General features: G+C 65.8%; 18 protein-coding genes. 8 read left to right on the forward strand and 10 right to left on the reverse strand.

All coding sequences use genetic code 11. From position 1 onward, the window contains the following. Positions 1-10: 10 nt before the first annotated feature. From OKW45_RS06630 to OKW45_RS06650, 5 genes are all read right to left on the reverse strand, one after another. Entirely contained in the window at positions 11-709 is a 699-nt protein-coding gene (locus tag OKW45_RS06630) for an HAD family hydrolase (protein WP_429466702.1), read from the reverse strand. 74 nt (positions 710-783) lie between these two features. Then, complete coding sequence (gene gnd / locus OKW45_RS06635) at positions 784-1818, reverse strand: phosphogluconate dehydrogenase (NAD(+)-dependent, decarboxylating) (RefSeq protein WP_429466704.1); 1035 nt, start codon at positions 1816-1818, stop codon at positions 784-786. 216 nt (positions 1819-2034) lie between these two features. Further along, on the reverse strand, positions 2035-3378 hold the full coding sequence (locus OKW45_RS06640) for a sugar efflux transporter (RefSeq protein ID WP_429466706.1): 1344 nt from the start codon (positions 3376-3378) through the stop codon (positions 2035-2037). 235 nt (positions 3379-3613) lie between these two features. After that, positions 3614-4102: a hypothetical protein gene (locus OKW45_RS06645; RefSeq protein ID WP_429466708.1), complete on the reverse strand. Its 489-nt coding sequence runs from the start codon at positions 4100-4102 to the stop codon at positions 3614-3616. An 80-nt stretch (positions 4103-4182) separates the two neighbouring features. Beyond that, entirely contained in the window at positions 4183-4479 is a 297-nt protein-coding gene (locus OKW45_RS06650; RefSeq protein WP_018425131.1) for a DUF2628 domain-containing protein, read from the reverse strand. Positions 4480-4651: 172 nt separating this feature from the next. Here OKW45_RS06650 and OKW45_RS06655 point away from each other — a divergent pair, with 172 nt between their 5' ends. The 3 genes from OKW45_RS06655 to OKW45_RS06665 all read left to right on the forward strand — a co-directional run bounded on the left by OKW45_RS06655 (position 4652) and on the right by OKW45_RS06665 (position 6524). Further along, positions 4652-4972, forward strand: coding sequence for a thioredoxin family protein (locus tag OKW45_RS06655; RefSeq protein WP_018425132.1), 321 nt, complete (start codon positions 4652-4654; stop codon positions 4970-4972). 15 nt (positions 4973-4987) lie between these two features. Continuing rightward, the gene (locus tag OKW45_RS06660; RefSeq protein WP_429466710.1) at positions 4988-5407 is read left to right on the forward strand and encodes a secondary thiamine-phosphate synthase enzyme YjbQ; all 420 of its coding nucleotides are present in this window, start codon (positions 4988-4990) and stop codon (positions 5405-5407) included. 97 nt (positions 5408-5504) lie between these two features. Beyond that, on the forward strand, positions 5505-6524 hold the full coding sequence (locus tag OKW45_RS06665; protein WP_429466712.1) for a class I fructose-bisphosphate aldolase: 1020 nt from the start codon (positions 5505-5507) through the stop codon (positions 6522-6524). A gap of 121 nt (positions 6525-6645) precedes the next feature. Here OKW45_RS06665 and OKW45_RS06670 read toward each other — a convergent pair whose 3' ends face one another. Further along, positions 6646-6927, reverse strand: coding sequence for a hypothetical protein (locus OKW45_RS06670; RefSeq protein ID WP_018425135.1), 282 nt, complete (start codon positions 6925-6927; stop codon positions 6646-6648). 151 nt (positions 6928-7078) lie between these two features. Then, positions 7079-9223: a hybrid sensor histidine kinase/response regulator family protein gene (locus OKW45_RS06675; RefSeq protein WP_429466714.1), complete on the reverse strand. Its 2145-nt coding sequence runs from the start codon at positions 9221-9223 to the stop codon at positions 7079-7081. A 266-nt stretch (positions 9224-9489) separates the two neighbouring features. Here OKW45_RS06675 and OKW45_RS06680 point away from each other — a divergent pair, with 266 nt between their 5' ends. The 5 genes from OKW45_RS06680 (at position 9490) to OKW45_RS06700 (ending at position 15969) form a co-directional block, all read left to right on the forward strand. Next, entirely contained in the window at positions 9490-11115 is a 1626-nt protein-coding gene (locus OKW45_RS06680) for an FAD-dependent oxidoreductase (RefSeq protein ID WP_429466716.1), read from the forward strand. 39 nt (positions 11116-11154) lie between these two features. Continuing rightward, positions 11155-11328, forward strand: coding sequence for a hypothetical protein (locus OKW45_RS06685; RefSeq protein ID WP_429466718.1), 174 nt, complete (start codon positions 11155-11157; stop codon positions 11326-11328). 138 nt (positions 11329-11466) lie between these two features. Further along, entirely contained in the window at positions 11467-12696 is a 1230-nt protein-coding gene (locus OKW45_RS06690) for an HlyD family secretion protein (protein WP_429466720.1), read from the forward strand. Further along, on the forward strand, positions 12693-14306 hold the full coding sequence (locus OKW45_RS06695; RefSeq protein WP_429466722.1) for a DHA2 family efflux MFS transporter permease subunit: 1614 nt from the start codon (positions 12693-12695) through the stop codon (positions 14304-14306). Before OKW45_RS06690 ends, OKW45_RS06695 begins: the two co-directional genes overlap by 4 nt. A 70-nt stretch (positions 14307-14376) precedes the next feature. After that, positions 14377-15969, forward strand: coding sequence for an efflux transporter outer membrane subunit (locus OKW45_RS06700; protein ID WP_429469283.1), 1593 nt, complete (start codon positions 14377-14379; stop codon positions 15967-15969). 22 nt (positions 15970-15991) lie between these two features. Here OKW45_RS06700 and OKW45_RS06705 read toward each other — a convergent pair whose 3' ends face one another. From OKW45_RS06705 to glgX, 3 genes are all read right to left on the reverse strand, one after another. After that, positions 15992-18058, reverse strand: a complete 2067-nt coding sequence (locus OKW45_RS06705) for an AI-2E family transporter (RefSeq protein ID WP_429466724.1) — start codon at positions 18056-18058, stop codon at positions 15992-15994. A 95-nt stretch (positions 18059-18153) separates the two neighbouring features. Continuing rightward, on the reverse strand, positions 18154-18330 hold the full coding sequence (locus tag OKW45_RS06710; protein WP_013091710.1) for a DUF2934 domain-containing protein: 177 nt from the start codon (positions 18328-18330) through the stop codon (positions 18154-18156). A 151-nt stretch (positions 18331-18481) separates the two neighbouring features. Further along, positions 18482-20695 (reverse strand): glycogen debranching protein GlgX, encoded by a 2214-nt coding sequence (glgX, locus tag OKW45_RS06715; protein WP_429466726.1) that lies wholly within the window; start codon positions 20693-20695, stop codon positions 18482-18484. Positions 20696-20728 lie beyond the last annotated feature (33 nt).

Consider the following 20728-nt stretch of genomic DNA (forward strand, 5'->3'; position numbering starts at 1 on the left):
GCGGCGCCGCCTAGTTGCCCTTCGCGCTACGCAACAGCGTTTCCACGTCGATCTCCGCCAACTCGCCGATCCGCCCGACCGTCACGTCCGCGGGCGGATTGCTCGCGATCTCCTTCGCATCGAACGCATAGTGTCCCTGGCGCGGAAACACGGTGGTCAGCTCCGCGCCCCATGCCTTCTTCATCGCGCTCAGAATTCGCAGCTTGTCGTCGACCATCACGTAATGGCGCGCCGGATAGCATTCCATCACCTGGTCGAGCATCAACTCCTTGTGGATGTAGATCAGCACGCGCCCGTCGACTTCGTCCCATAGGCCCGAGCGCGAAATCTTGCGCGGCTGGAACACGACGTCGCCATCCGACAGGATCACCGTCGGCCCGTGCTTGCCGAGATGCCGCAGCGCGTCGAGCGCACCCGGATAGAGCCGGTTCGCAAACGGATACTCGATCAGGAACGACGACATCAACAGCAGGCGCGTGTCGCGTGGATGCTCGGTCCGGTAGCGCTGCAGCGCGCCGAGGTAGTCGGCGTAACCGAGTTCGGTGCGCAGGTTTTCGAAGATCTCCCAATAGCGCGCACTGTTCTCTTCGCCGAACTGGCCCATCATGTGCGCGCGCAGATCCTGCAGAACGTGATCGTTGTCGAGCAGCGTGTTGTCGCAATCGAACAGAAACACGACGTCGTGCGGCGTGGCGGAGGTGACTGGCATCGGGGTTCCTTGTGGCAAGTTCGGCGGGACGGTTCGGCGGATCGGCGTGATAGCTAACGCGTGGATGACCTCGGCTACTTCAGCCCGCCGTCCGGCGCGACGGGTTTTTCCGCGTGACCGCCGAAATCGTGCCGCATCGCCGACAGCACGCGATTCGCGAAATCGGCTTCTCCGCGTGAACTGAAGCGCGCGAACAGCGCCGCGCTGAGCACCGGCGTCGGCACACCTTCGTCGATGGCCGCCGCGACGGTCCAGCGCCCCTCGCCCGAATCCGATACGCGGCCCGCATAGCCTTTCAGTTCGGAGTCGCTGGCGAGCGAGCCGGCGATCAGGTCGAGCAGCCACGAGCCGATCACGCTGCCGCGCCGCCAGACCTCGGCGATATCCGCGAGATTCAGATCGTACTGATACAGCTCGGGACGGCGCAGCGGCGAGGTCTCCGCATCGGCCTCGCGCGCGTGCCGGCCGGCGTCGGCGTGGCGCAGCACGTTCAGACCCTCGGCGTAGGCGGCCATCAGCCCATACTCGATGCCGTTATGAACCATCTTGACGAAATGCCCCGCGCCTTGCGGGCCGCAATGCAGAAAGCCCTGCTCAGCGGTGCTCGCGCCCGCCGCGCGGCCCGGCGTCGCGCTCTGCGTGCCCACGCCGGGCGCCAACGTCGAGAAGATCGGTTCGAGCCGTTTGACGACCTCAGCCTCGCCGCCGATCATCAGGCAGTAGCCGCGCTCGCGACCCGCGACGCCGCCGCTCGTGCCGACGTCCACGTAGTGAAGCTGGCGCGCGCCGAGTTGCTGGCCGCGGCGGATGTCGTCGTGGTAGTAGGAGTTGCCGCCGTCGATCACCACGTCGCCCGGCTCGAGCAGCGGCACGAGCTTGCCGAGCGTCGCGTCGACCACGGCGGCGGGCACCATCAGCCACACGGCGCGCGGCTTGTCGAGCTTCGCGACGAGGTCTTCGAGCGAGCTCGCGCCGGCCACGCCTTCCTGCTTCAGCCTGTCGACCGCCGCCGGCTGCACGTCGTAGACGATGCACTGCTGCGCTCCCTTGGTCAGGCGTCGCACCATGTCGGCGCCCATTCGTCCCAATCCAATCATGCCTAGCTGCATGGCTCGCTCCGAAAGATGCTGCGTTGCGCTGCCCGATTTTCCGGTCGTCGTGTTGCGGCGGCGTGGCTGCCCTTAAGCATAGGCGCTGTGTCGCGAGCTACGCCGAATGTACCGAAGCAAGCCGCACTTTTTTGCAGAGGCGCAGCGCGGCTCAAAGTTCCACGTAGCTGGAAGCGCGCCGCATCCGCACGAAAGCGAACGCGGCGGGCCCGCGTGTCATTCGCTGCGCTCGGGCACGCGGGTGCCGCGGCGGGCGGCCAGCTTCGCGTATTGCTCGGCCGCGAAGCGCTTGACCGCGCGCCACATCAGCGGATAGCGATAGCCGGGCACCGCGAACAGCACGAGCGCGCCCAGCGCCAGCAGTCCGCAGAACAGGAACGTGCCGCGATAGCTGAACGCCTGCACGAGCAGCCCCGATAGCACGCCCGACAGGATCGAGCCGACCCGCGCCGCATTGAAGAACAGCGCGGTCGCACGCCCGGGCGAATGCGGCATCAGATCCTGCACGTAGGTCATGCCGAGGCACGAGGTCACGGCGACCACGAACGCGTTCAGCATCTGCATCGGGATCAGCACGCTGACGTTGCCGGCCAGCGACATCGCGACGAAATACATCGCATGCACGGCCGCGCACGCGGCAAGCCAGTTCGGCTTGTGCAGCGACGACGACTTCGCGCCGAGCGCGAGCATCATCGGGATCTCGGTCAGCGCGCCGAGACCGAGCATCACCGACACGTCGAGATGCGTGCCGTTGAGCCCGTGCACGATGTACAGCGGCAGCACGATCATCGTCGCGTTCGCGGCGAGGCCGAGCAGGGTCAGCGCGGTCACCGAGCGCAGGATGTCGTTCGCCGACGCGGCCGGCAGCGTTTCGTGCGCGTCCTCGCCGGGCTGCCTCAGCGGCGGCACCGTGATCGACGCGGACGGCTCCGACGCGGTGTCCTCGACCGTGTGATCGCCGAGATGGCTCTGCGGCTCCTGCATGCGCCAGACGATGAAGCCGCAGGTCGCGAAGCTGGCGGCCGCGAACAGGAAGAGTCCGGTGAAGCTCGTCGCGGCGAGCACCAGCGCGCCGACCGCCGGCCCGAATACCCATGCGGCCGAGAGGATCGTACGCAGCGTCGCGCTCGCGAACACGCGCTCGGCAGGGTCGGGCACCGGCAGCGCCGCGCGGCTGAACGAGAACACCATCGAAATCGCCGAACCGCCCGCGCCGATGAACACGATGCCGACCACGAGCAGCAGCCGGTAATCGCGCACCACGCACAGACACAGGTAGCCGAGCGCGGCAGCGATGAGCGCCGCCAGCAATAACGGTCGATGCCGCCCGCTCCTGTCGCTCCAGCGCCCCGCCGCCGTGCTCGCGAGCACGCCGCTCGCGGCGATCAGCGTCATGAATACGCCGAGCCGGAACGGCGTCATGCCGGCGCGTTCGATGCCGAACAGAGACAGATACGGTGCGGTGAAGGACATCGCCACACCGAGCATCAGGGTGGCGGCGGCGAGCGGCTTGAAGCCAGGAATGCGAAGCAGGTCGAAAAAACGCGCAGTTCTCAACACGGGGACGGTGGGTCAGGTGGAGCGGGCCTCGATACGCAGCGAAGCGCTCGGAGGCACGTTAGGCGTCGCAGGCAGGGGGCCGGAACGATCGGGGCATTATCGACCCGGAGCGCGGCTCGCGTAAACCCGCTAAGAGCTGTCCCAAATCCGCGAGAAGCCTGCAGATTCATCCGGCTACTCGCGCCGCGCCGTGCCGATGCGTGCCGTTAGCTGCAAGCTGCTGGCACGCTCGCCCCTACTTGCCCTCAGTTGCGCGCATTTGCTGCGCCTGCGCCTTGTAGTCGTAGGTCGGATAGAACTCGGTGTGATAGCCGCCCCACGCGGTCGATTCGATCGCGCGGTTCACTTCACGCAACCGGCTCGCGGGCACGCGCAGCGTCACGACCTGCCCGATGCCCATCATCACGTACCACGACACGACTTCGATGCCTGGCGGCGGGAAGGTCTTGAAGAAGCCCTGCGCGCGCAGTTGATCGTTGATTTTCGGCAGCGGCTTCGATTCGTCGTGGCGCAGGAAGATCGTCAGCAGGAAGGTGTCGTCGGCGGGCGCGGAGGCTGCCGTGGCTGGGGTGGCCCCAATCGTGGCGGGGGGCGCCGCTTCGGCGCAGTGCGCGAGCGGCGCGATGGCCAACATGACCAACGATGCAGCCAGCGCTACCGCGCGCGCGCCGCGCGTCGAAAGCCGATCAGCGGAAAGACCAGCGACTGCCGATGCAATGAGCATGAAACGCCTCCATGACGGATTGAACTCAGCTTCGATAACACACCCCTGCGCGCAGCAATCCCCGCTCCAGCGCGAACGCATCACACCACGACGTAGCCGCGCTGTTCGAGCGTCCAGCGGTGCCACCGGTTGCCATACGCGCCGCATCCGAACGCGAACACGATCGACAGCACGAAGCCGATCAGATCGGCCGTCTCGCCCCACAGACCGATCCCGAGCAGGATCACGTTGATGCCTAGCATCACGAACGCGGCGAACCACATTCTCTTCGACAGCGCCCAGATGAAGCCGAGCAGGCACGCGCCCCAGCTGAAGCCGGTCGCGACCGCGATAGCGTCTTTGTGTTGCGGATGTTGCAGATAGATTCGTGCGTTCATGTTTTGCGAGGTTCCGTGCGATGACGCGGCGCGTCGATCGGTCGAGCACGCGCGCACCGCTTTTTAACATGCCGCGGTGACACCGCGCGCATCGGCAGCATACGGCCGCTGCGCTGACGATCCGCGGCATAGCTGCTACCCTTGGCAGACCACGATCAGCAGCGGAGCACGCATGACCTCGCCGACAGCTTATTCCCCGAAAGGACCGACCCGCGCCGAGCTCGACTCGCTGCCCGGCGTCACCGTCGTCGAATTCGGCACCGACTGGTGCGGCTATTGCCAGGGCGCGCAGGCATCGATCCGGCAGGCGCTCGCGCCGCACACGGGCCTGCGGCATCTGAAGATCGAGGACGGCCCGGGCCGCCCGCTCGGCCGCTCGTTCAAGGTCAAGCTGTGGCCGACGCTCGTGCTGATGCGCGACGGCGCCGAGGTCGCGCGCGTGGTGCGGCCACGCAGCGTCGAGGATATCGAGGACGCGTTCGCGTCGCTCTGAGATTGGAGCTCCGTCATGCGGCAGGCCATCCATCATCTGAGCGTCCATGCCCGCGGCTGCGGCCTCGTCGAATTTACCGACGACGCGCGCCGCTTCGTCGACGATACGGACATCCGTACCGGTCTGCTGACGCTGTTTTGCCGGCACACGTCGGCGTCGCTGCTGATTCAGGAGAATGCCGATCCGTCCGTGCGGCGAGATCTGCAGCGCTACTTCGAGACCCTCGCGCCCGAGGACGACACGCGCTACGAGCACGACACCGAAGGCCCCGACGACATGCCCGCGCATCTGCGCACGGCGCTCACCCAGGTGCAGTTGTGCGTGCCCGTCGAGCATGGAAGGATGGTGCTCGGTACATGGCAGGGGCTGTATCTGTTCGAACATCGGCGTCACCCGCAGCCGCGCGATATCGTGTTGCATCTGCTCGGCGAATGAAGTCCGATCTCGCACCCACTCGTCACGCAAAGGAAACTGTCACCGGCACTTCTCCGCACACCGCATCGAACGGAGCCTACCCAAGGGAGCACACCTCATGGACACCCGTAGCGAGCTGCAAGCCACCGTCAAGGCGATGGTTCAACCGGGCAAGGGTCTTCTCGCCGCCGACGAAAGCGGCCCGACCATCGCCAAACGCTTCAAGACGATCGGCCTCGAATCGACCGAGGAAAACCGTCGCGCGTATCGCAACCTGCTGCTGACGACGCCCGGTCTCGGCGAGTTCGTGAGCGGCGTGATCCTCTACGAAGAAACGCTCGGCCAGAAAGCCGACGACGGCACGCCGTTCCCGCAGGTGGCCGCGGCGAACGGCATCGTGCCCGGCATCAAGGTCGACCTCGGCAAGGTGCCGCTCGCGCTCGCTCCCGGCGACGAGATCACCGAGGGCCTCGATGGTCTCGCCAAACGCTTCGTCGATTACAAGCGGCAAGGCGCGCGCTTCGCGAAGTGGCGCGCGGTCTACAACATCACCGCGAGCCTGCCGAGCCGGCTCGCGATCGAGGCGAACGCCGATTCGCTCGCGCGCTACGCGGCGATCAGCCAGGAAGCCGGCATCGTGCCGATCGTCGAACCCGAGGTGTTGATGGACGGCGATCATACGATCGAGCGTTGCGCGGAAGTCACCGAAGCCGTGTTGCACGAGGTGTTTCACGCGCTGCATCGGCATCGCGTGGTGCTCGAACACATCGTGCTGAAGCCGAGCATGGTGCTGGCCGGCTCCGAGCATCAGCAGCAGTCGAGCACGGCGCATATCGCGGCGGCGACCGTGCGCGTGCTGATGCGTACGGTGCCCTCTTCGGTTCCCGGTCTCGTGTTCCTGTCGGGCGGACAGTCGCCCGAGGAGGCCACCGCCAACCTCGGTGCGATGAACCGGCTCGGCGCGCTGCCGTGGAATCTGAGCTTTTCGTACGGGCGCGCGTTGCAGGAGCCGCCGTTGAATGCGTGGCGCGGACAGCCGGCCAACGTGAAGGAAGCGCAGCAGGCGTTGCTCAAGCGCGCGCGTCTGAACGGCGCGGCCGCGCTCGGCAAGTACGACGCGGCAATGGAAAAGGATTGACCTCTGGCGAGCGATTGCAAATCGCCAGTAATCACGTTTATGTACAAAACGGCAGGAGCCGACACGCCGGGTCACACCCGACGCGGGACTCCAGCCGCCCTTCTGCCTTGATACACTGCGCTTACTGCCCCTTCGTATCGCTGCTCGCGTCGGCGCCCGGCATATTCGTCGAGTCGGTCATGGGCTTCTTCGACTTCGAATGCTTCTTCATGTGATGGTGAGTCGAAGGCGTGGTCATCCCGGTTGCGCCCGCATCGCCGCCCTCACGTGTCGAGGTCGCGGCGTTGGTGTTCGGGTCGTTGCCGGCCGGCCCTCCGCCGCCGCCTGCGCCACCGCCTTGCGCCATTGCGAGCGAAGAGGCCGCGAGCAAGGTGGAAACGAGCACTGCGTGTCTGATCTTCATGGCGATTCTCCTGGGTGTCGAGAGTGTCGAAAGGAAGTGGGCGCGCGGTGACCGCACGCGCAAACCTCGCGCTCTTTTCAGCAAGGGCTGTGCCGCAGCACAGCACGCCAGGAAAAGCCCAGGAACGCGATAGACGAACGGTGCCGTGGCTTCAGGTGCCGCAAGCCACCAGCGCATGCAGTTCGTCGATATTAAACGGCTTCGCGAGTATCGCGATGCCGAGCCGACGCGCACGGTCGAGCTCGTCGGCGTAACCGGTCATCAGTGCGATCTTCTGCGACGGCCACGCGCTGCGGATCTTCTCCGCCAGGTCGATACCGTTCAGCTTGCCCGGCATCTGGATGTCCGACAGCACGAGCTCGAAGCGCTCGCCGGCGCTCAGCACGTCGAACGCCTGGTCGGCGGTCGGCTCGTGATGCACCTCGCAGCCGAAGGTTTCGAGCACCGCGGTCACGCCGGCCGCGACGTCCTCGTTGTCCTCGACGAGCAGCACGGCCCCGGCCGCGGTCGGCAGCGGCTGGCGCGCATCGGCGCCGGCCAGCGCGGCGCGCTCACGATAGCGCGGCAGAAACATCCGCACCGTCGTGCCGCTGCCCAGCACGCTGTCGATCTTCGCGGTGCCACCGGCCTGCTCGGACATCGACAGCACCTGGGCGAGCCCGAGGCCGGTGCCCGAGCCGCGTAGCTTGGTCGTGAACAGCGGCTCGAACGCGCGTCGCGCGACCGATTCGGGCATCCCTTCGCCGTCGTCGGAACAGGCGATCAGCACGTACTCGCCGTCCGGCAGCAGCGTATCGCTGCTGACCAGCCGATTGTTCTGGCAGCGGATCACGAAGCGCCCGCCGCGCGGCATCGCATCGCGCGCGTTCATGGCGATGTTCACGATCGCGAACTCGAGATCGGTCGGGTCGACGAGCACCTGCCACAGGTTCTCCGGAATGCGCAACGCCAGTTCGATCGTGTCGCCGAGCGCCGCGTTGATCAGCGGCACGGCGGCCGGCAGCCAGCGCGCAAGCTCGACGGGCTCCTGCTTCAGCGGCTGCTTGCGCGCCACGCTCAACAGACGCCGCGTCAGCGCTTCGGCCGTGGCCGTGGCACGCTCGACCGCATGCACTTCCTTCTCGAGATTGTTGTAATGCTTGAGGCGTGCGAGCTCGGTGTTCGCCGACACTACCATCAGCAGGTTGTTGAAATCGTGCGCGACATTCGCGACCAGATTGCCGAGCGCGCCCATGCGCTGCAGTTGCCGGCTCGACGCCTCGGCCGACAGACGCATCGCGACCTCGCCCTGCCACCGCTCCCACGCGCGCCGCTCCGCCTCGAGCTGACGCAGCGAATACAGCACGAGCCCCCAGATCGCGATGCAGGGCACCGCCGTCAGCGCCGCGATCAGCATAAAGTGCGTGCGCCACGCCGCCACGATCGATGACATCGCGTACGCGCTCATCACATACAACGGATAGTCGTCGACGCGGCGAAACGCGAGCAGCCGCTCGACACCGTCGACGGTCGAATTCAGATGCACGTGCCCGAACAGCTGTTTGTCGCGCAAGGCGGACATGAACGCGCTCTGCATCGACGGTCGCGCGCCGGCCGGCCATGGCGGATAGCGCACCAGCAGATTGCCGTCCTGCCGGTACAATGCGAGCGCGAGCGACGGATCGCCGTTGGTCAGCTCGCGATAGAAGCGCGAAAAATATTCGTTGCGCAGAGCCACCGTGACCACGCCGAGAAACTGACCGTCCATACCCGAGCGGCCGATCGCGGTCGTGAACACGTCGGTCTTCGACAGCGGGCCGAACATCGGCAGCGAGAAATACGGCTGCGGACGCATCGCCTTCGCGGCGAGAAAGTCGTCGCGCAAACCGATCGTCACTGCCGGCGCCGGATACGCGAGGCTCGACGCAAGTAACTGGCCGTTCACGCCGAGCAGCGAGATCGACGCCACCTGCGGAAAGTCGCCGCCGATGCTCTGCAGACGTTCGTGCAATTCGCGCTCGCGCGCGCGGATCTGCGCGTCGTCGGAATTGCCGAGCAGCTCGATCACGCGCGAGGCCATCTGCCGGTTCAAATCCAGCACCTTGACGGCCTGCTCCTGCGCCACGCGCGCGAGGCGGTCGAGCATATCGTTCGCATCGGAGATTCGGCGCTGGTAGTCGAAGTAGCCGTAGCCCACGAGGCAGGCCAACGGAAACATGATCGACACGGCCAGCAAGATCAGCAGCATGCGCCGCGTCGCCGCGAAGTTGCGTGACGGCATCGGCACATCGACTGCGACACGTTCTGCACGCTGCACGGTCACCTGCTCCATCAAAGTTGCATACGGTCAGGGAAGGCACTGCCTGTGAATTCGCACGCCGCTGTTCGCGCGCTAATTCCCCTGTCTCGAAATTTACAGCAACTCGGCCCATCTTCCCAAGCGGGTTCACGGCATCCCTCCGCCGACGTGTCCGGGCACGGCGATTGCTGCCTTATCGCTGTTTGATGGCAAGCCTGCTTCCGTCACCGCTCGCGACGCGTTTGCGTGCGCTGCGCGAGTTCTTTCTTGCGCGAGGCCTCACCATGTCCACGACTGCCCGCCGCGTCGCGCGGCTCTCGGAATTACCAGCGGACCGCGCGGTGCGCGTGATGGTGGACCGCACGCCGATTCTGCTCGTGCGCGACGGCGAAACCGTGCGCGCGTACTCGCCGGATTGCCCGCATGCCGGGGGCCCGCTCGAAGAGGGCGCGCTGTGCCACGGCCGCATTATCTGCCCGTGGCACAAGGGTACGTTCGACGTCGCGACCGGCAACGTGCTCGAACCGCCCGCGCTGCTGCCGCTCGATCGCTACCCGGTCACGCTCGATGGCGACGACGTGCTCGTCTCGGCGGAAAAAATCGCAGCGTCGGAACCGGCGGCGCACCCATCGCCGCCCGATGCCACCGCGCAAGGAAAGCACTACGTGGTAATCGGCGCGGGCGCGGCCGGCGCCGCTGCCTGTGCCGCGTTATGCGAGTTCGGCTTCGAGGGCCGCATCACGCTGATCGGCGACGAAGCGCACGCGCCCTATGACCGCACCTCGCTGAGCAAATTCGTCCCCTCGTTTGAAATGACGCCCGCCGACGTGCCGCCGCTGCTGCCGCCCGACTGGCTGCACACGCACGGCATCGAGCGCATCGTCGCGAAGGTCGCGCGGCTCGACGTGCCTGCGCACACGATCCATTTCGAAGCCGGCGCGGGTAGTAGCGAACAGAGCATCGAACCGCTGAAATACGACACCGCGCTGCTCGCGACCGGCAGCGTGCCGAAAGTGCCCGACATGCCCGGCTGCGAACTCGGCGGCGTGCATGTGCTTCGACACCTCGACGATGCCGCCGCGTTGATCGACGCGCTCGGCGACGATGCATCGCAAACCCGTGTCGCGATTCTCGGCAGCAGCTTTATCGGCCTCGAAGTCGCGTCCGCGTTGCGCAAGCACGGCGTGCCCGTCACCGTGATTTCGCGCGACAAGGTGCCGTTCGAGAAGCAGTTCGGCGAGCGCGCGGGCCAGATGTTTCGCGCGCTGCACGAAAGCAATGGCGTGAAGTTTTATCTCGACGCCAAGGTCGCCTCGCTCGAGGGCGAGGAAGGCAATGTGCACACGGTGATGCTTGCCGGCGGCGAGGCCATCGCGGCCGATGTCGTGCTGCTGGGCACGGGAGTTGCACCGGCTACGGGGTTTGTCGAAGGACTGCCATTGCAGAAGGACGGCGGTGTGGTCGTCAATGCCGGAATGAACGCCGCGTGCGGTCTGTATGCGGCCGGCGATATCGCCGTGTTCACGCTGCATGAGAATCAGGAGCCGGTGCGTATCGAGCATTGGCGCGTCGCGCAGCAGCATGCGCGCATCGCCGCGCAGAACATGTGCGGTTTGCGCAATCGCTATGTCGACGTGCCGTTCTTCTGGACCTATCACTACGGCAAGAACTTCGAATACCTCGGCCACGCGAGCGAGTGGGATGAGATCGTCGTCGATGGCGACTTCGATCATCACCAGTTCATCGCGCTATACGTGCGCGACGGCCAAGTCGACGCGGTGTTCGCCTGCGAGCGCGAAGCGCTGACCGCGCGGCTTTCCGACGCGATGCGCGGCGGGCTATCGCGTACCGACGCGCTCGCGATCATCGGCGCAACGGCGCGCGGCGCGCCGGAAGCGGCGGCGTCGTGACCCATCGTGTTGCCGTTCAACCTTGACCAAGGAGTCACCATGACGACACACAAGGAAAAACATCCTCACTCGGAAAAGAGCGAAAAGCAGATCGACAAGCAGGTCGAAGACAGCTTCCCGGCTAGCGACCCGCCGTCGACGGGCGGCACCACGAGGATCGAGCCGGAGCCGGACAAGGCAAAGGCCGGGCACGACAAGCCCGCCGGTCAATAGCCGCGTGGCAGCGGTTCGCGCTGCCCGCGCTTCCCGAGCGCCCGCGGCCTCGCCCATCACTGAGTTCGCGGCGGCCGCGGATGGCATCTATTGCACTCCCCCATTCTCAACCCACTGGAACGACGGAAACGACTCACCATGTCAGACGAGACCGGCTCGGCCAGCACCGGGCAGGAAGCATTCGGGCTCGATGCGCCGCACGGCGATGATCGCCGCGACGGCAACGACGAACGCGATGGCGTCGGCAAGCGCGGCGACCAGGGCCGCGCTGACGGCAAACATGGCAACGGCAACAACGACAAGGACAACGGCGACGACGGTCAGCAGAAAAAGACGCCCGGCAAGAAGCCGCTGATCATCCTCGGCGCGGTCGTGATCCTGATCGGCATCGTCGGCTTCGTCTGGTGGTTCGCGACGCGTAACGAGGTGACGACCGACGACGCCTACACCGATGGCAACGCGATCACGATGGCGCCGAAGGTCTCCGGCTACGTGGTGACGCTCGCGGTCGACGACAACCAGTTCGTCCACAAGGGCGATCTGCTGCTCGTGATCGACAAGCGAGACTACCAGGCGCAGGTCGATCAGGCGAAGGCGCAGCTTGGTCTTGCAAAGGCGCAATTGAACGCCGCGCAGGTGCAGCTCGACATCGCGCGCGTGCAGTATCCGGCGCAGTACCGCCAGGCGAAGGCGCAAACCTCGTCGGCGGAAGCGAATCTGCGGGAGGCGCAAGCCTCCTGGCAGCGTCAGCACACGGTCGATCCGCGCGCGACCACGCAGCAGAACGTCGATACCGCCGACGCACAGCGCCAGTCGGCCAACGCGAGCCTCGAGCAGGCGCGCGCGCAGCAGCGGACCGCGAGCCTCGTGCCGCAGCAGTTGCGCGAGGCCGAGGCCGCCGTCGACGAACGCCGCCAGCAGGTGCATCAGGCCGAGGCACAGCTCGAACAGGCGCAACTAAATCTGTCGTACTGCGAGGTGCGCGCGCCGTCGGATGGCTGGATCACGCGGCGCAACGTGCAGCTCGGCAGCTTCCTGACCGCGGGCGTGTCGCTGTTCTCGATCGTCACGCCGCAGGTGTGGGTCACCGCGAACTTCAAGGAGTCGCAGCTCGAACGCATGCGCCCCGGCGACAAGGTCAAAGTCGACGTCGACGCGTATCCGAAGCTCGATCTGCGCGGCCATGTGGATAGCGTGCAACTCGGCAGCGGGTCGCGCTTCTCGGCGTTCCCGACCGAAAACGCAACCGGCAACTTCGTGAAGATCGTGCAGCGGGTACCGGTCAAGATCATCATCGACGAAGGTCTGCCGCGCGATCATCCGCTCGGGCTGGGCTTGTCGGTCACGCCGAAGGTGTACGTGAAATGACGGCGTCCGACGCGCCCGGCGAGGCGTCGCCCGGCGATGAGTCGCCCGGCGATGCGTCGAACTGGAAGCCATCCGCGAATCCGTGGCTGATCGCGATCGTCGTCACGCTCGCCGCGTTCATGGAAGTGCTCGACACGACCATCGTCAACGTCGCGCTGCCGCACATCGCGGGCACGATGTCTGCCAGTTACGACGAAGCGACGTGGACGCTGACCTCTTATCTGGTCGCCAACGGCATCGTGCTGCCGATCTCGGGTTTCTTCGGTCGGCTGCTCGGGCGCAAGCGCTATTTCCTCGTCTGCATCATTGCGTTCACCGTGTGCTCGTTTCTATGCGGCATCGCGACCGATCTGTGGCAACTGATCATCTTCCGCTGTTTGCAGGGCTTTTTCGGCGGCGGACTGCAACCGAACCAGCAATCGATCATTCTCGACACGTTCCCGCCGCAGCAGCGCGGCCGCGCGTTTTCGATCTCGGCGGTCGCGATCGTTGTCGCGCCGGTGCTGGGACCCACGCTCGGCGGCTGGATCACCGACAACTTTTCGTGGCGCTGGGTGTTCCTCGTGAACGTGCCGTTCGGCGTGCTGACCTCGCTCGCGGTGATGCAACTGGTCGAGGATCCGCCGTGGAAACGCAAGGGCGATCTGCGCGTGTCGGTGGATTACGTGGGCATCTTTTTAATTGCGATCGGCCTCGGCTGCCTGCAGGTGATGCTCGATCGCGGCGAGGACGACGACTGGTTTTCGTCGAACTTCATTCGCTCGTTCGCGGTGCTCGCGGTGTCGGGCATCGTCGGTGCGACGTACTGGCTGCTGTACACGAAGAAGCCGGTCGTCGATCTGCGCTGTCTGAAGGACCGCAACTTCGCGCTCGGCTGCGTGACGATCGCCGCGTTCGCGACGATTCTGTATGGCAGCGCGGTGCTCGTGCCACAGCTCGCGCAACAGCAGCTCGGCTATACGGCGATGCTCGCGGGCCTCGTGCTGTCGCCTGGCGCGGTGCTGATCACGATGGAAATTCCACTGATCAGCAAAATGATGCCGCACGTGCAGACGCGTTTTCTGGTGGCCACCGGCTTCGGGCTGCTCGCGTGCGCGCTCGCGTATTCGCACACGCTGGTGCCGGACATCGACTACTTCACGCTGGTGAAGATGCGCAGCGCGCAGTCGCTAGCGATCGGCTTCCTGTTCGTGCCGATCACGACGCTTGCGTATCTGACGGTACCGCCGCGACTGAACGACGACGCGTCCGCGCTGTTCACGATGTTCCGCAACGTCGCGGGTTCGATCGGCATCTCGCTGTCGACCGCGATGGTTCGAGAGCGCGCGCAGGCGCGCATGGCGCATCTGTCGGAGTTCATGTCGCCGCTTTCGCAGAATTACAACGATACGTTGCAACGCAACGCGCAGACGATCGCGGACATCAATGGCATGCCGCTTTCTCAGGCGCTGCAAACGGCGAACGGTCATCTGTACACCACGTACATCTCGCAGGCGACGTTCCTCGCCTATGTCGACGTGTTCGCGTTCCTCGCGATTTTCTGCACGCTTTGCATTCCGATCACGATTTTCTTTTCACCGGCCAAGGCGTCCGGCGGCGGAGGACATTGAAGTGAAGCCTGGTTTGAAGCGCGGCGTTCCCGAACCCGCCACGTGTTTGATTGCCTGTGTCGTCGTCGGCATGTTCGCGCTGCTCGCGTCCTGCACGGTCGGCCCCGACTTTCATGCGCCGCACGCCGACGTGCCGGCGCAGTGGCACGATACGCAGCGCACCGCGGCGAATGCCGCCGCGAGCGACGCGTCCGCAACGAGGCTCAACGTCGCTTCGGTGCCCACCCTCGACACCGACCCCGACCCGCGCTGGTGGCGCAGTTTCAACGATCGGACGCTCGACGCGCTGATCACGCGCGCCGCGCTCGGCAATCTTGACTTGCAGCAAGCGGTGCTGCGCATCGTCGAAGCGCGCACCCAGGTCCAATCGGCGGCCGCGCAGGGTCTGCCGAACCTGCGCGCGACCGGCAGCTATCAGCGCGAGCAGCTTGGCCTCAAAGGTTTTCTGCAGGAGAACGGCGCCTACGACAAGGTCGATCAGCTCGGCGCGCCCAATTCGCCCATCAATGCGATCGCACCGGGCGCGGGCGCCGCGTTGCAAAAAGGCGCGAACAACGTGCTCGCCCAGCTGACCGCGCCGATCAATCTATGGCAGGTCGGCTTCGACGCAACCTGGGAGCTCGATCTGTTCGGCCGCGTGCGTCGCTCGGTCGAGGCCGCGAACGCGCAAACCGAGGCCGCGTACGAGAGCCGCAACGACGCGTTGCTGTCGCTCGAAGCCGAGGTCGCGCAGACCTATATGCAGCTGCGCGGCGCGCAAACCTTGCACAACATCGCGATGAGCCTCGTCGAGCAGCAAACCGAGACCGTCGAGTTGACGGAGAGCAAGGCGAAGGTCGGGCTCGCGAGCGAGCTCGACGTGCAAAGCGCGCGGGCGCAGCTCGCGCAAACGAAAACGCAGTTGCCGCAATACGATCAGCAGATCGCCCAGTCGCTCAACGCGCTCGCGTATCTGATCGGCGAGCCGCCCGGCGCGCTCGAAGCGCAGCTGAGCACGCCGCAAACCGTGCCGCCGGTGCCGCCCGTCGTGCCGATAGGCTTGCCGTCGACGCTCGCGCGGCGCCGGCCCGACATCCGCCGCGCCGAGGCGAATCTGCATGCGGCGACGGCCAGTGTCGGCGTCGCGGTCGCGCAGTTCTACCCCGACGTGTCGCTGACCGGCCAGGCCGGCATGCGCGCGACGAATGCCCGCGATCTCGCGCGCTGGTCGCACCTGTTCTATTCGTTCGGGCCTACCGTCTCTCTGCCGATTTTCCAGGGCGGCGCGCTGGTAGCCAATCTGCGCCTGTCGGAGGCCCAACAGGCCGAAGCCGCGCTCGATTACCGCAAGACCGTGCTGACCGCGCTGAGGGACGTCGACAACGCGCTGGTCGTCTATCGCACCGATCAGGCGCGGCGCGATGCGCTCGCGGACAGCGTCACCGCGCAGCAGACCTCGTTCGATCTGTCGCGCGATAGCTATCGCAAGGGCCTGACGAGCTTCATCAACGTGCTCGATGCGCAGCGGCAGCTCGCGCAGGCACGAGAGCAATACGCTCAGGGCACGACCCAGGTCAGCACCGACCTGGTGGCGCTGTACAAGGCGCTAGGCGGCGGCTGGCAGAGCGATGCCGATGCGGCGGGAGCAACGGGCGCGGCGACGCCGTCAGGCAGCGGCGGATAACCAGCCACGCTGCCGCAAGGCTTCAGCCATGCTCGAACTGCGGCTCCGCGATCACCGTTCGCGTCGCATCGATGCGACGGCACGCGGCCAGCATCTGCTGCAACGACGTCACGGCGCGCTCCGCTTCCACCGATTCCTGCTGTTCCGCGCTCCATTGCTGCAGTTCCTCGGGTGTCCAAAGGCCGACCACGATCGACACATTCGGCAAGCGCGTGCGGATGCGCCGGATCAGATTGCGCAGATGCGACGGTATGCCGTCGATCTGCAGATACAGAAGGCAGACGATGCCCACGTCGTCCGCCACGAGGCTGTCGATCGATGCGCGCGACACCGCCTCGTGCGGCAGCGAGCGCGCCGCGAAGCCGTGCTTGCCGAGCAACTGCAGCAGAATGATCGTCGCGAGTGCATCGAACGGGCCACGGCCCGGCAGGCACAACACGCGGCTCGTCGGCGCATGCCAGGCGAATACGGGCGCGGCGGCGGACGGTTGGCTGAACGCCCCCTGCTCCGGGCCGTGGATCTGTTCAGGCGTGACCGCAGTGGTGCTGATGCCGCTGTTCGCGACGTCGACCGATCGTGACATCGCCCGCGCGGCCTGCGTTTCGTCGGAGGACGCCAGCGGCCCCACTGCGCCCGGGTTCGCCTGCGTCGCGAGCGGCGCCGGCTCGCGATCCTCGTAGCAATCGAGGCCGTCGACCAGGTCGTTGGTCGTCGACTCGATGCGCGCGAGTTGCGCGCTGGTCACGCTGCCGCGCGTGAGGTCATTGGCCGCGAGCCGCAAGCCCTTGATCGCGACTTCGTCGTAGTAGGCCGACAGCGAGCGGTCGCGCAATAGCACTTCGGCCTGCTCGATCGCTTCATCCGGATCGCCGGCGAGCGCGCGTTGATAGAAGTTTTCGACTGGCGTCAGCGCGGGCTGATCGCCGAGCAGCACGTCGAGAAACTCGAGACGCCGCACGTGCCGGCCGAGCACCAGCAGACACAGCGTCAACGGTGTCGACAGGATCAGCCCGATCGGCCCCCAGATCCAGCTCCAGAAGATCGCCGCGACCACCACCGAAAACGGCGACAGGCCGGTGCTGCGCCCATACAGCAGCGGCTCGACCACCTGCCCCACCGCCAGTTCCGCGACCACGAACAGCACCAGCGACCAGATCGCCATCGCCCAACCGGGACTGACCGCGGCCGCGAGCGCGGTGGGCAGTATCGCCGCGATCCAGATGCCGACGTAGGGCACGAGCCGCAGCAGCGCCGCGAGAATGCCCCACAGGATCGGGCTCGGCACGCCGATCAGAAATAGCCCTGCCCCGATCACGACACCGACGCCGGTGTTCACGCCAAGTTGCGACACGAAGTAGCGGCTCAGGCGCCGCGCGGTCTCGTCCATCACCGTGGTCGTGCGGTGCAGGTCGCGCGAGCCGAACAGCCGGATCGCGCGATCGCGCAGGTCGTCGCGTTGCAGCAGGATCACGATCGTGACGACGAAAACGATGAACGCGGTTTCCAACGGACTGATGGCCGGCGACAGCACGCGTCGCGCGAGCTCGAACGGCGTCGGCACCGGCTCGCGCACTTCCACCGGCACCGCCGTCGACGCCTGCGGACTCGCCGCGGCCGCCGCGCCGTTCGGCGCTCGCGGCTGCGGCGGCTCGATCGTCGCGCGCTGCAATGCCTGCCCTGCCTCGCTCGCGAAACGGTTCAGCTTGCCGATCGTCAGACTGTGCACGGTGTCGATCTTGTGCTGGATGGTCGCCTGATAGCGCGGCATGCCGGCCGCGAGATCGGTCAGCTGTGTGGCGATTACGGCGCACAGCAGAGCGATGACCGACACCGAGATCAGGACCGCCGCGCACACCGACGCGACATGGCCGAGTTTGAGCCGGGACAGCGCATCGGCGAGGGGTGCGACGAGAAAGCTCAACAGGATCGCGAGCGTGATCGGAATCATCACCGCGCTCGCGACGTACAGGCATGCGACCGCGATTACGCCGACGCCGAACGTGACGAGGCCCTCGATACCGAGTGCGGTGGAGGCCGCCTGAATGCGCGCGGCGGGGCTCGTGCCGCGCGGCTCGGGTGTGTCGTTCATCTTGCGGAGCGAAAATCGGGCATGGGAAAACGGTCCCTGAGCCGCACGCAGTTCGCCGGCTCCGAGTCTTATTACTCAATACCGTTGAGCGATGTCTATTTCATCGTATCGCCCGACACCGGCCCGCTCTCGACCGGTGGTGCCTCCTTCTCGATCTCACTGCGGGCCTGCTCCCAGTATTGCTCGGGCGTGCCCTTCGGCTCGGCCGCCTGCTCCCACAGATAGTAGGCGCGCATGCGGATCTGCTCGTCGACGCTCGGTTCCTGTTCCATTTGTTCACTCCAGCTTGGCCGTTTGCGTGCGCACGCCTGCCGTGGCGAAGGTCGGAGACGCGTGCGTATCGTCAACCACAGAAGGAGCAAACCTTGTACCTGTGCTGCGGCCCGTTTTTCCAACGAGGCTGGCGTCGCTCGCCAGCCTGCACTAGCCTGGCGCGGAGTCGCCTTCGTCGGAAGTCAACTGCTCTTCGAGGCGGTCGAACACGCGCTGCGTCGCGCGGCTCGGCGCTTCGAGCGCGAGCAGCAGCAGCGAGCGGCCGGTCACCTGGTAGGCATCGCCCGCGCTGAATTGCGGCAGCTCGGCGCGCACCGGCATGTTGGTGTCGACGAGGCAGGTCCAAAAATCGCCCTCGGGAATGTCGGGCAGCGTGAAGTTGACGACGTCGTGATACGCGTTCAGCACCAGCAGCAAGGTCGCGTCGGACGCGAGACGGCGAATGCCGCTCGCCTGCGCACGGCCGTCGATCACGAGGCCGAAGCAGCGCATCGCCGGATCGGCCCACTGCTCGTCGGTGATGTCGGTGCCGTCCGGCGATAGCCAGCGCGTGTCGGTCACGTCGAGCGTCTCGTTGTATTCGCCAGTCAGAAAACGGCCGCGCCGCAGCACCGGCAAACGGTGGCGCAATGTGGTCAGATTGCGCACGAACTCGCTCAGCGCGCGACCGTCGTCGTCGATCGCATCCCAGTCGACCCAGCTGATCTCGTTGTCCTGGCAATACGCGTTGTTGTTGCCCTGCTGCGTGCGGCCGAATTCGTCGCCGGCGAGGATCATCGGCGTGCCCTGCGACAGCAGCAGCGTCGCGAGCAGATTGCGCTTCTGGCGCTCGCGTTGCTGGCGGATGTCGGCGTCGTCGGTCGGTCCTTCGATGCCCATGTTCCACGACTTGTTGTCCGAATGGCCGTCGCGGTTGTCCTCGCCGTTTGCCTCGTTGTGCTTGTCGTTGTACGAGACCAGATCGTTCAGCGTGAAGCCGTCGTGCGCGGCGATGAAGTTCACGCTCGCCCACGGCCGCCGGCCGCGATGATTGAACTTGTCGCCCGACGCGGTGACGCGCGTCGCGAGATCGGCGGCGGTGCCCTCGTCGCCCTTCCAGTACGCGCGCGCGGTGTCGCGGAAGCGATCGTTCCATTCGGCCCAGCCCGGCGGAAAACCGCCCACCTGATAGCCGCCGGGGCCGCAATCCCACGGCTCGGCGATCAGCCGGATGCTGGAGAGCACCGGGTCCTGGCGGCAGCTGTCGAGAAAGCCGCCGCCCTCGTCGAAGCCGTGATCTTCGCGGCCGAGGATCGTCGCGAGATCGAAGCGGAAGCCGTCCACTTTCATTTCGGTGACCCAGTAGCGCAGGCTGTCGGTCACCATCTGCAGCACGCGCGGATGCGACAGGTTCAGCGTATTGCCGGTGCCGGTGTCGTTGATGTAGTAGCGCGGCTCGTCGGGCATCAGCCGGTAGTACGACGCGTTGTCGATGCCCTTGAACGAGACCGTCGGGCCGCGTTCGTTGCCTTCGGCCGTGTGGTTGTACACGACGTCGAGTATCACTTCGAGATCGGCCTGGTGAAAGCGGTCGACCATCTCCTTGAATTCGCCGACCGACTCGGTCGACGACGCGAAAAAGCGCGGATCGGCCGCGAAAAAACCGATCGTGTTGTAACCCCAGTAGTTCGTGAGACCCTTGTCGAGCAGATGGCTGTCGTTGACGAAAGTCTGGATCGGCATCAGCTCGACCGAGGTCACGCCAAGGCTGCGGATATGGTCGAGCACCGGCTGCTGCGCCAGACCCGCGAACGTGCCGCGCAAACGCTCGGGCACCCGCGGATGACGTTTCGTGTAGCCGCGCACGTGCGTCTCGTAAAGAATCACGCGCTCCCACGGCAGCGCGTTGCGCTCCGGATGGCTCCACGAAAAATTCGCGTCGACCACCTTGCACTTCGGCACGAAAGGCGCGCTATCGCGTTCATCGAATGACAGGTCGAGCTCTTCCGAGCCGAGCGTATAGCCGAAGATTTCGGGCGCCCATCTGAGCTCGCCGATGTGCGCCTTCGCATAGGGATCGAGCAGCAGCTTGTTCGGATTGAAGCGATGCCCGTTTTCGGGCTCGTAGGGACCATGCACGCGATATCCATAGACGGCACCCGGTTTCAGATTCGGTACGAACACATGCCATACCTCGTCGGTGTATTCGGGCAGTTCGATCCGTTCGAGTTCGTGTTGGCCAGTTTCATCGAACAGACACAGTTCGACTTTGGCTGCGTGCGCGGAGAACAACGCGAAGTTGACGCCACTGCCGTTCCATGTCGCGCCGAGCGGAAAAGGCGTGCCTTCGGAAATGCGCGTCGAGTAGCTGGGTGGGGATGACATAGGTGTTCTCAGTGGCTGCAAGGAGGTTGCTAT

The sequence above is a fragment of the Paraburkholderia lebeckiae genome (assembly GCF_050436225.1).
Classification (GTDB): Bacteria; Pseudomonadota; Gammaproteobacteria; order Burkholderiales; family Burkholderiaceae; genus Paraburkholderia; species Paraburkholderia tuberum.

Excerpts from the sequence above, each read along its gene's own strand:
- OKW45_RS06685 (WP_429466718.1), top strand. The coding sequence starts at position 11,155 with ATGACGACACACAAGGAAAAACATCCTCACTCGGAAAAGAGCGAAAAG.
- OKW45_RS06650 (WP_018425131.1), bottom strand. The coding sequence starts at position 4,479 with ATGAACGCACGAATCTATCTGCAACATCCGCAACACAAAGACGCTATC.
- OKW45_RS06655 (WP_018425132.1), top strand. The coding sequence starts at position 4,652 with ATGACCTCGCCGACAGCTTATTCCCCGAAAGGACCGACCCGCGCCGAG.
- OKW45_RS06690 (WP_429466720.1), top strand. The coding sequence starts at position 11,467 with ATGTCAGACGAGACCGGCTCGGCCAGCACCGGGCAGGAAGCATTCGGG.
- OKW45_RS06710 (WP_013091710.1), bottom strand. The coding sequence starts at position 18,330 with ATGGAACAGGAACCGAGCGTCGACGAGCAGATCCGCATGCGCGCCTAC.
- OKW45_RS06660 (WP_429466710.1), top strand. The coding sequence starts at position 4,988 with ATGCGGCAGGCCATCCATCATCTGAGCGTCCATGCCCGCGGCTGCGGC.
- OKW45_RS06630 (WP_429466702.1), bottom strand. The coding sequence starts at position 709 with ATGCCAGTCACCTCCGCCACGCCGCACGACGTCGTGTTTCTGTTCGAT.
- OKW45_RS06705 (WP_429466724.1), bottom strand. The coding sequence starts at position 18,058 with ATGAACGACACACCCGAGCCGCGCGGCACGAGCCCCGCCGCGCGCATT.
- OKW45_RS06695 (WP_429466722.1), top strand. The coding sequence starts at position 12,693 with ATGACGGCGTCCGACGCGCCCGGCGAGGCGTCGCCCGGCGATGAGTCG.
- OKW45_RS06665 (WP_429466712.1), top strand. The coding sequence starts at position 5,505 with ATGGACACCCGTAGCGAGCTGCAAGCCACCGTCAAGGCGATGGTTCAA.
- OKW45_RS06700 (WP_429469283.1), top strand. The coding sequence starts at position 14,377 with ATGTTCGCGCTGCTCGCGTCCTGCACGGTCGGCCCCGACTTTCATGCG.
- OKW45_RS06645 (WP_429466708.1), bottom strand. The coding sequence starts at position 4,102 with ATGCTCATTGCATCGGCAGTCGCTGGTCTTTCCGCTGATCGGCTTTCG.
- gnd (WP_429466704.1), bottom strand. The coding sequence starts at position 1,818 with ATGCAGCTAGGCATGATTGGATTGGGACGAATGGGCGCCGACATGGTG.
- OKW45_RS06680 (WP_429466716.1), top strand. The coding sequence starts at position 9,490 with ATGTCCACGACTGCCCGCCGCGTCGCGCGGCTCTCGGAATTACCAGCG.
- OKW45_RS06670 (WP_018425135.1), bottom strand. The coding sequence starts at position 6,927 with ATGAAGATCAGACACGCAGTGCTCGTTTCCACCTTGCTCGCGGCCTCT.
- glgX (WP_429466726.1), bottom strand. The coding sequence starts at position 20,695 with ATGTCATCCCCACCCAGCTACTCGACGCGCATTTCCGAAGGCACGCCT.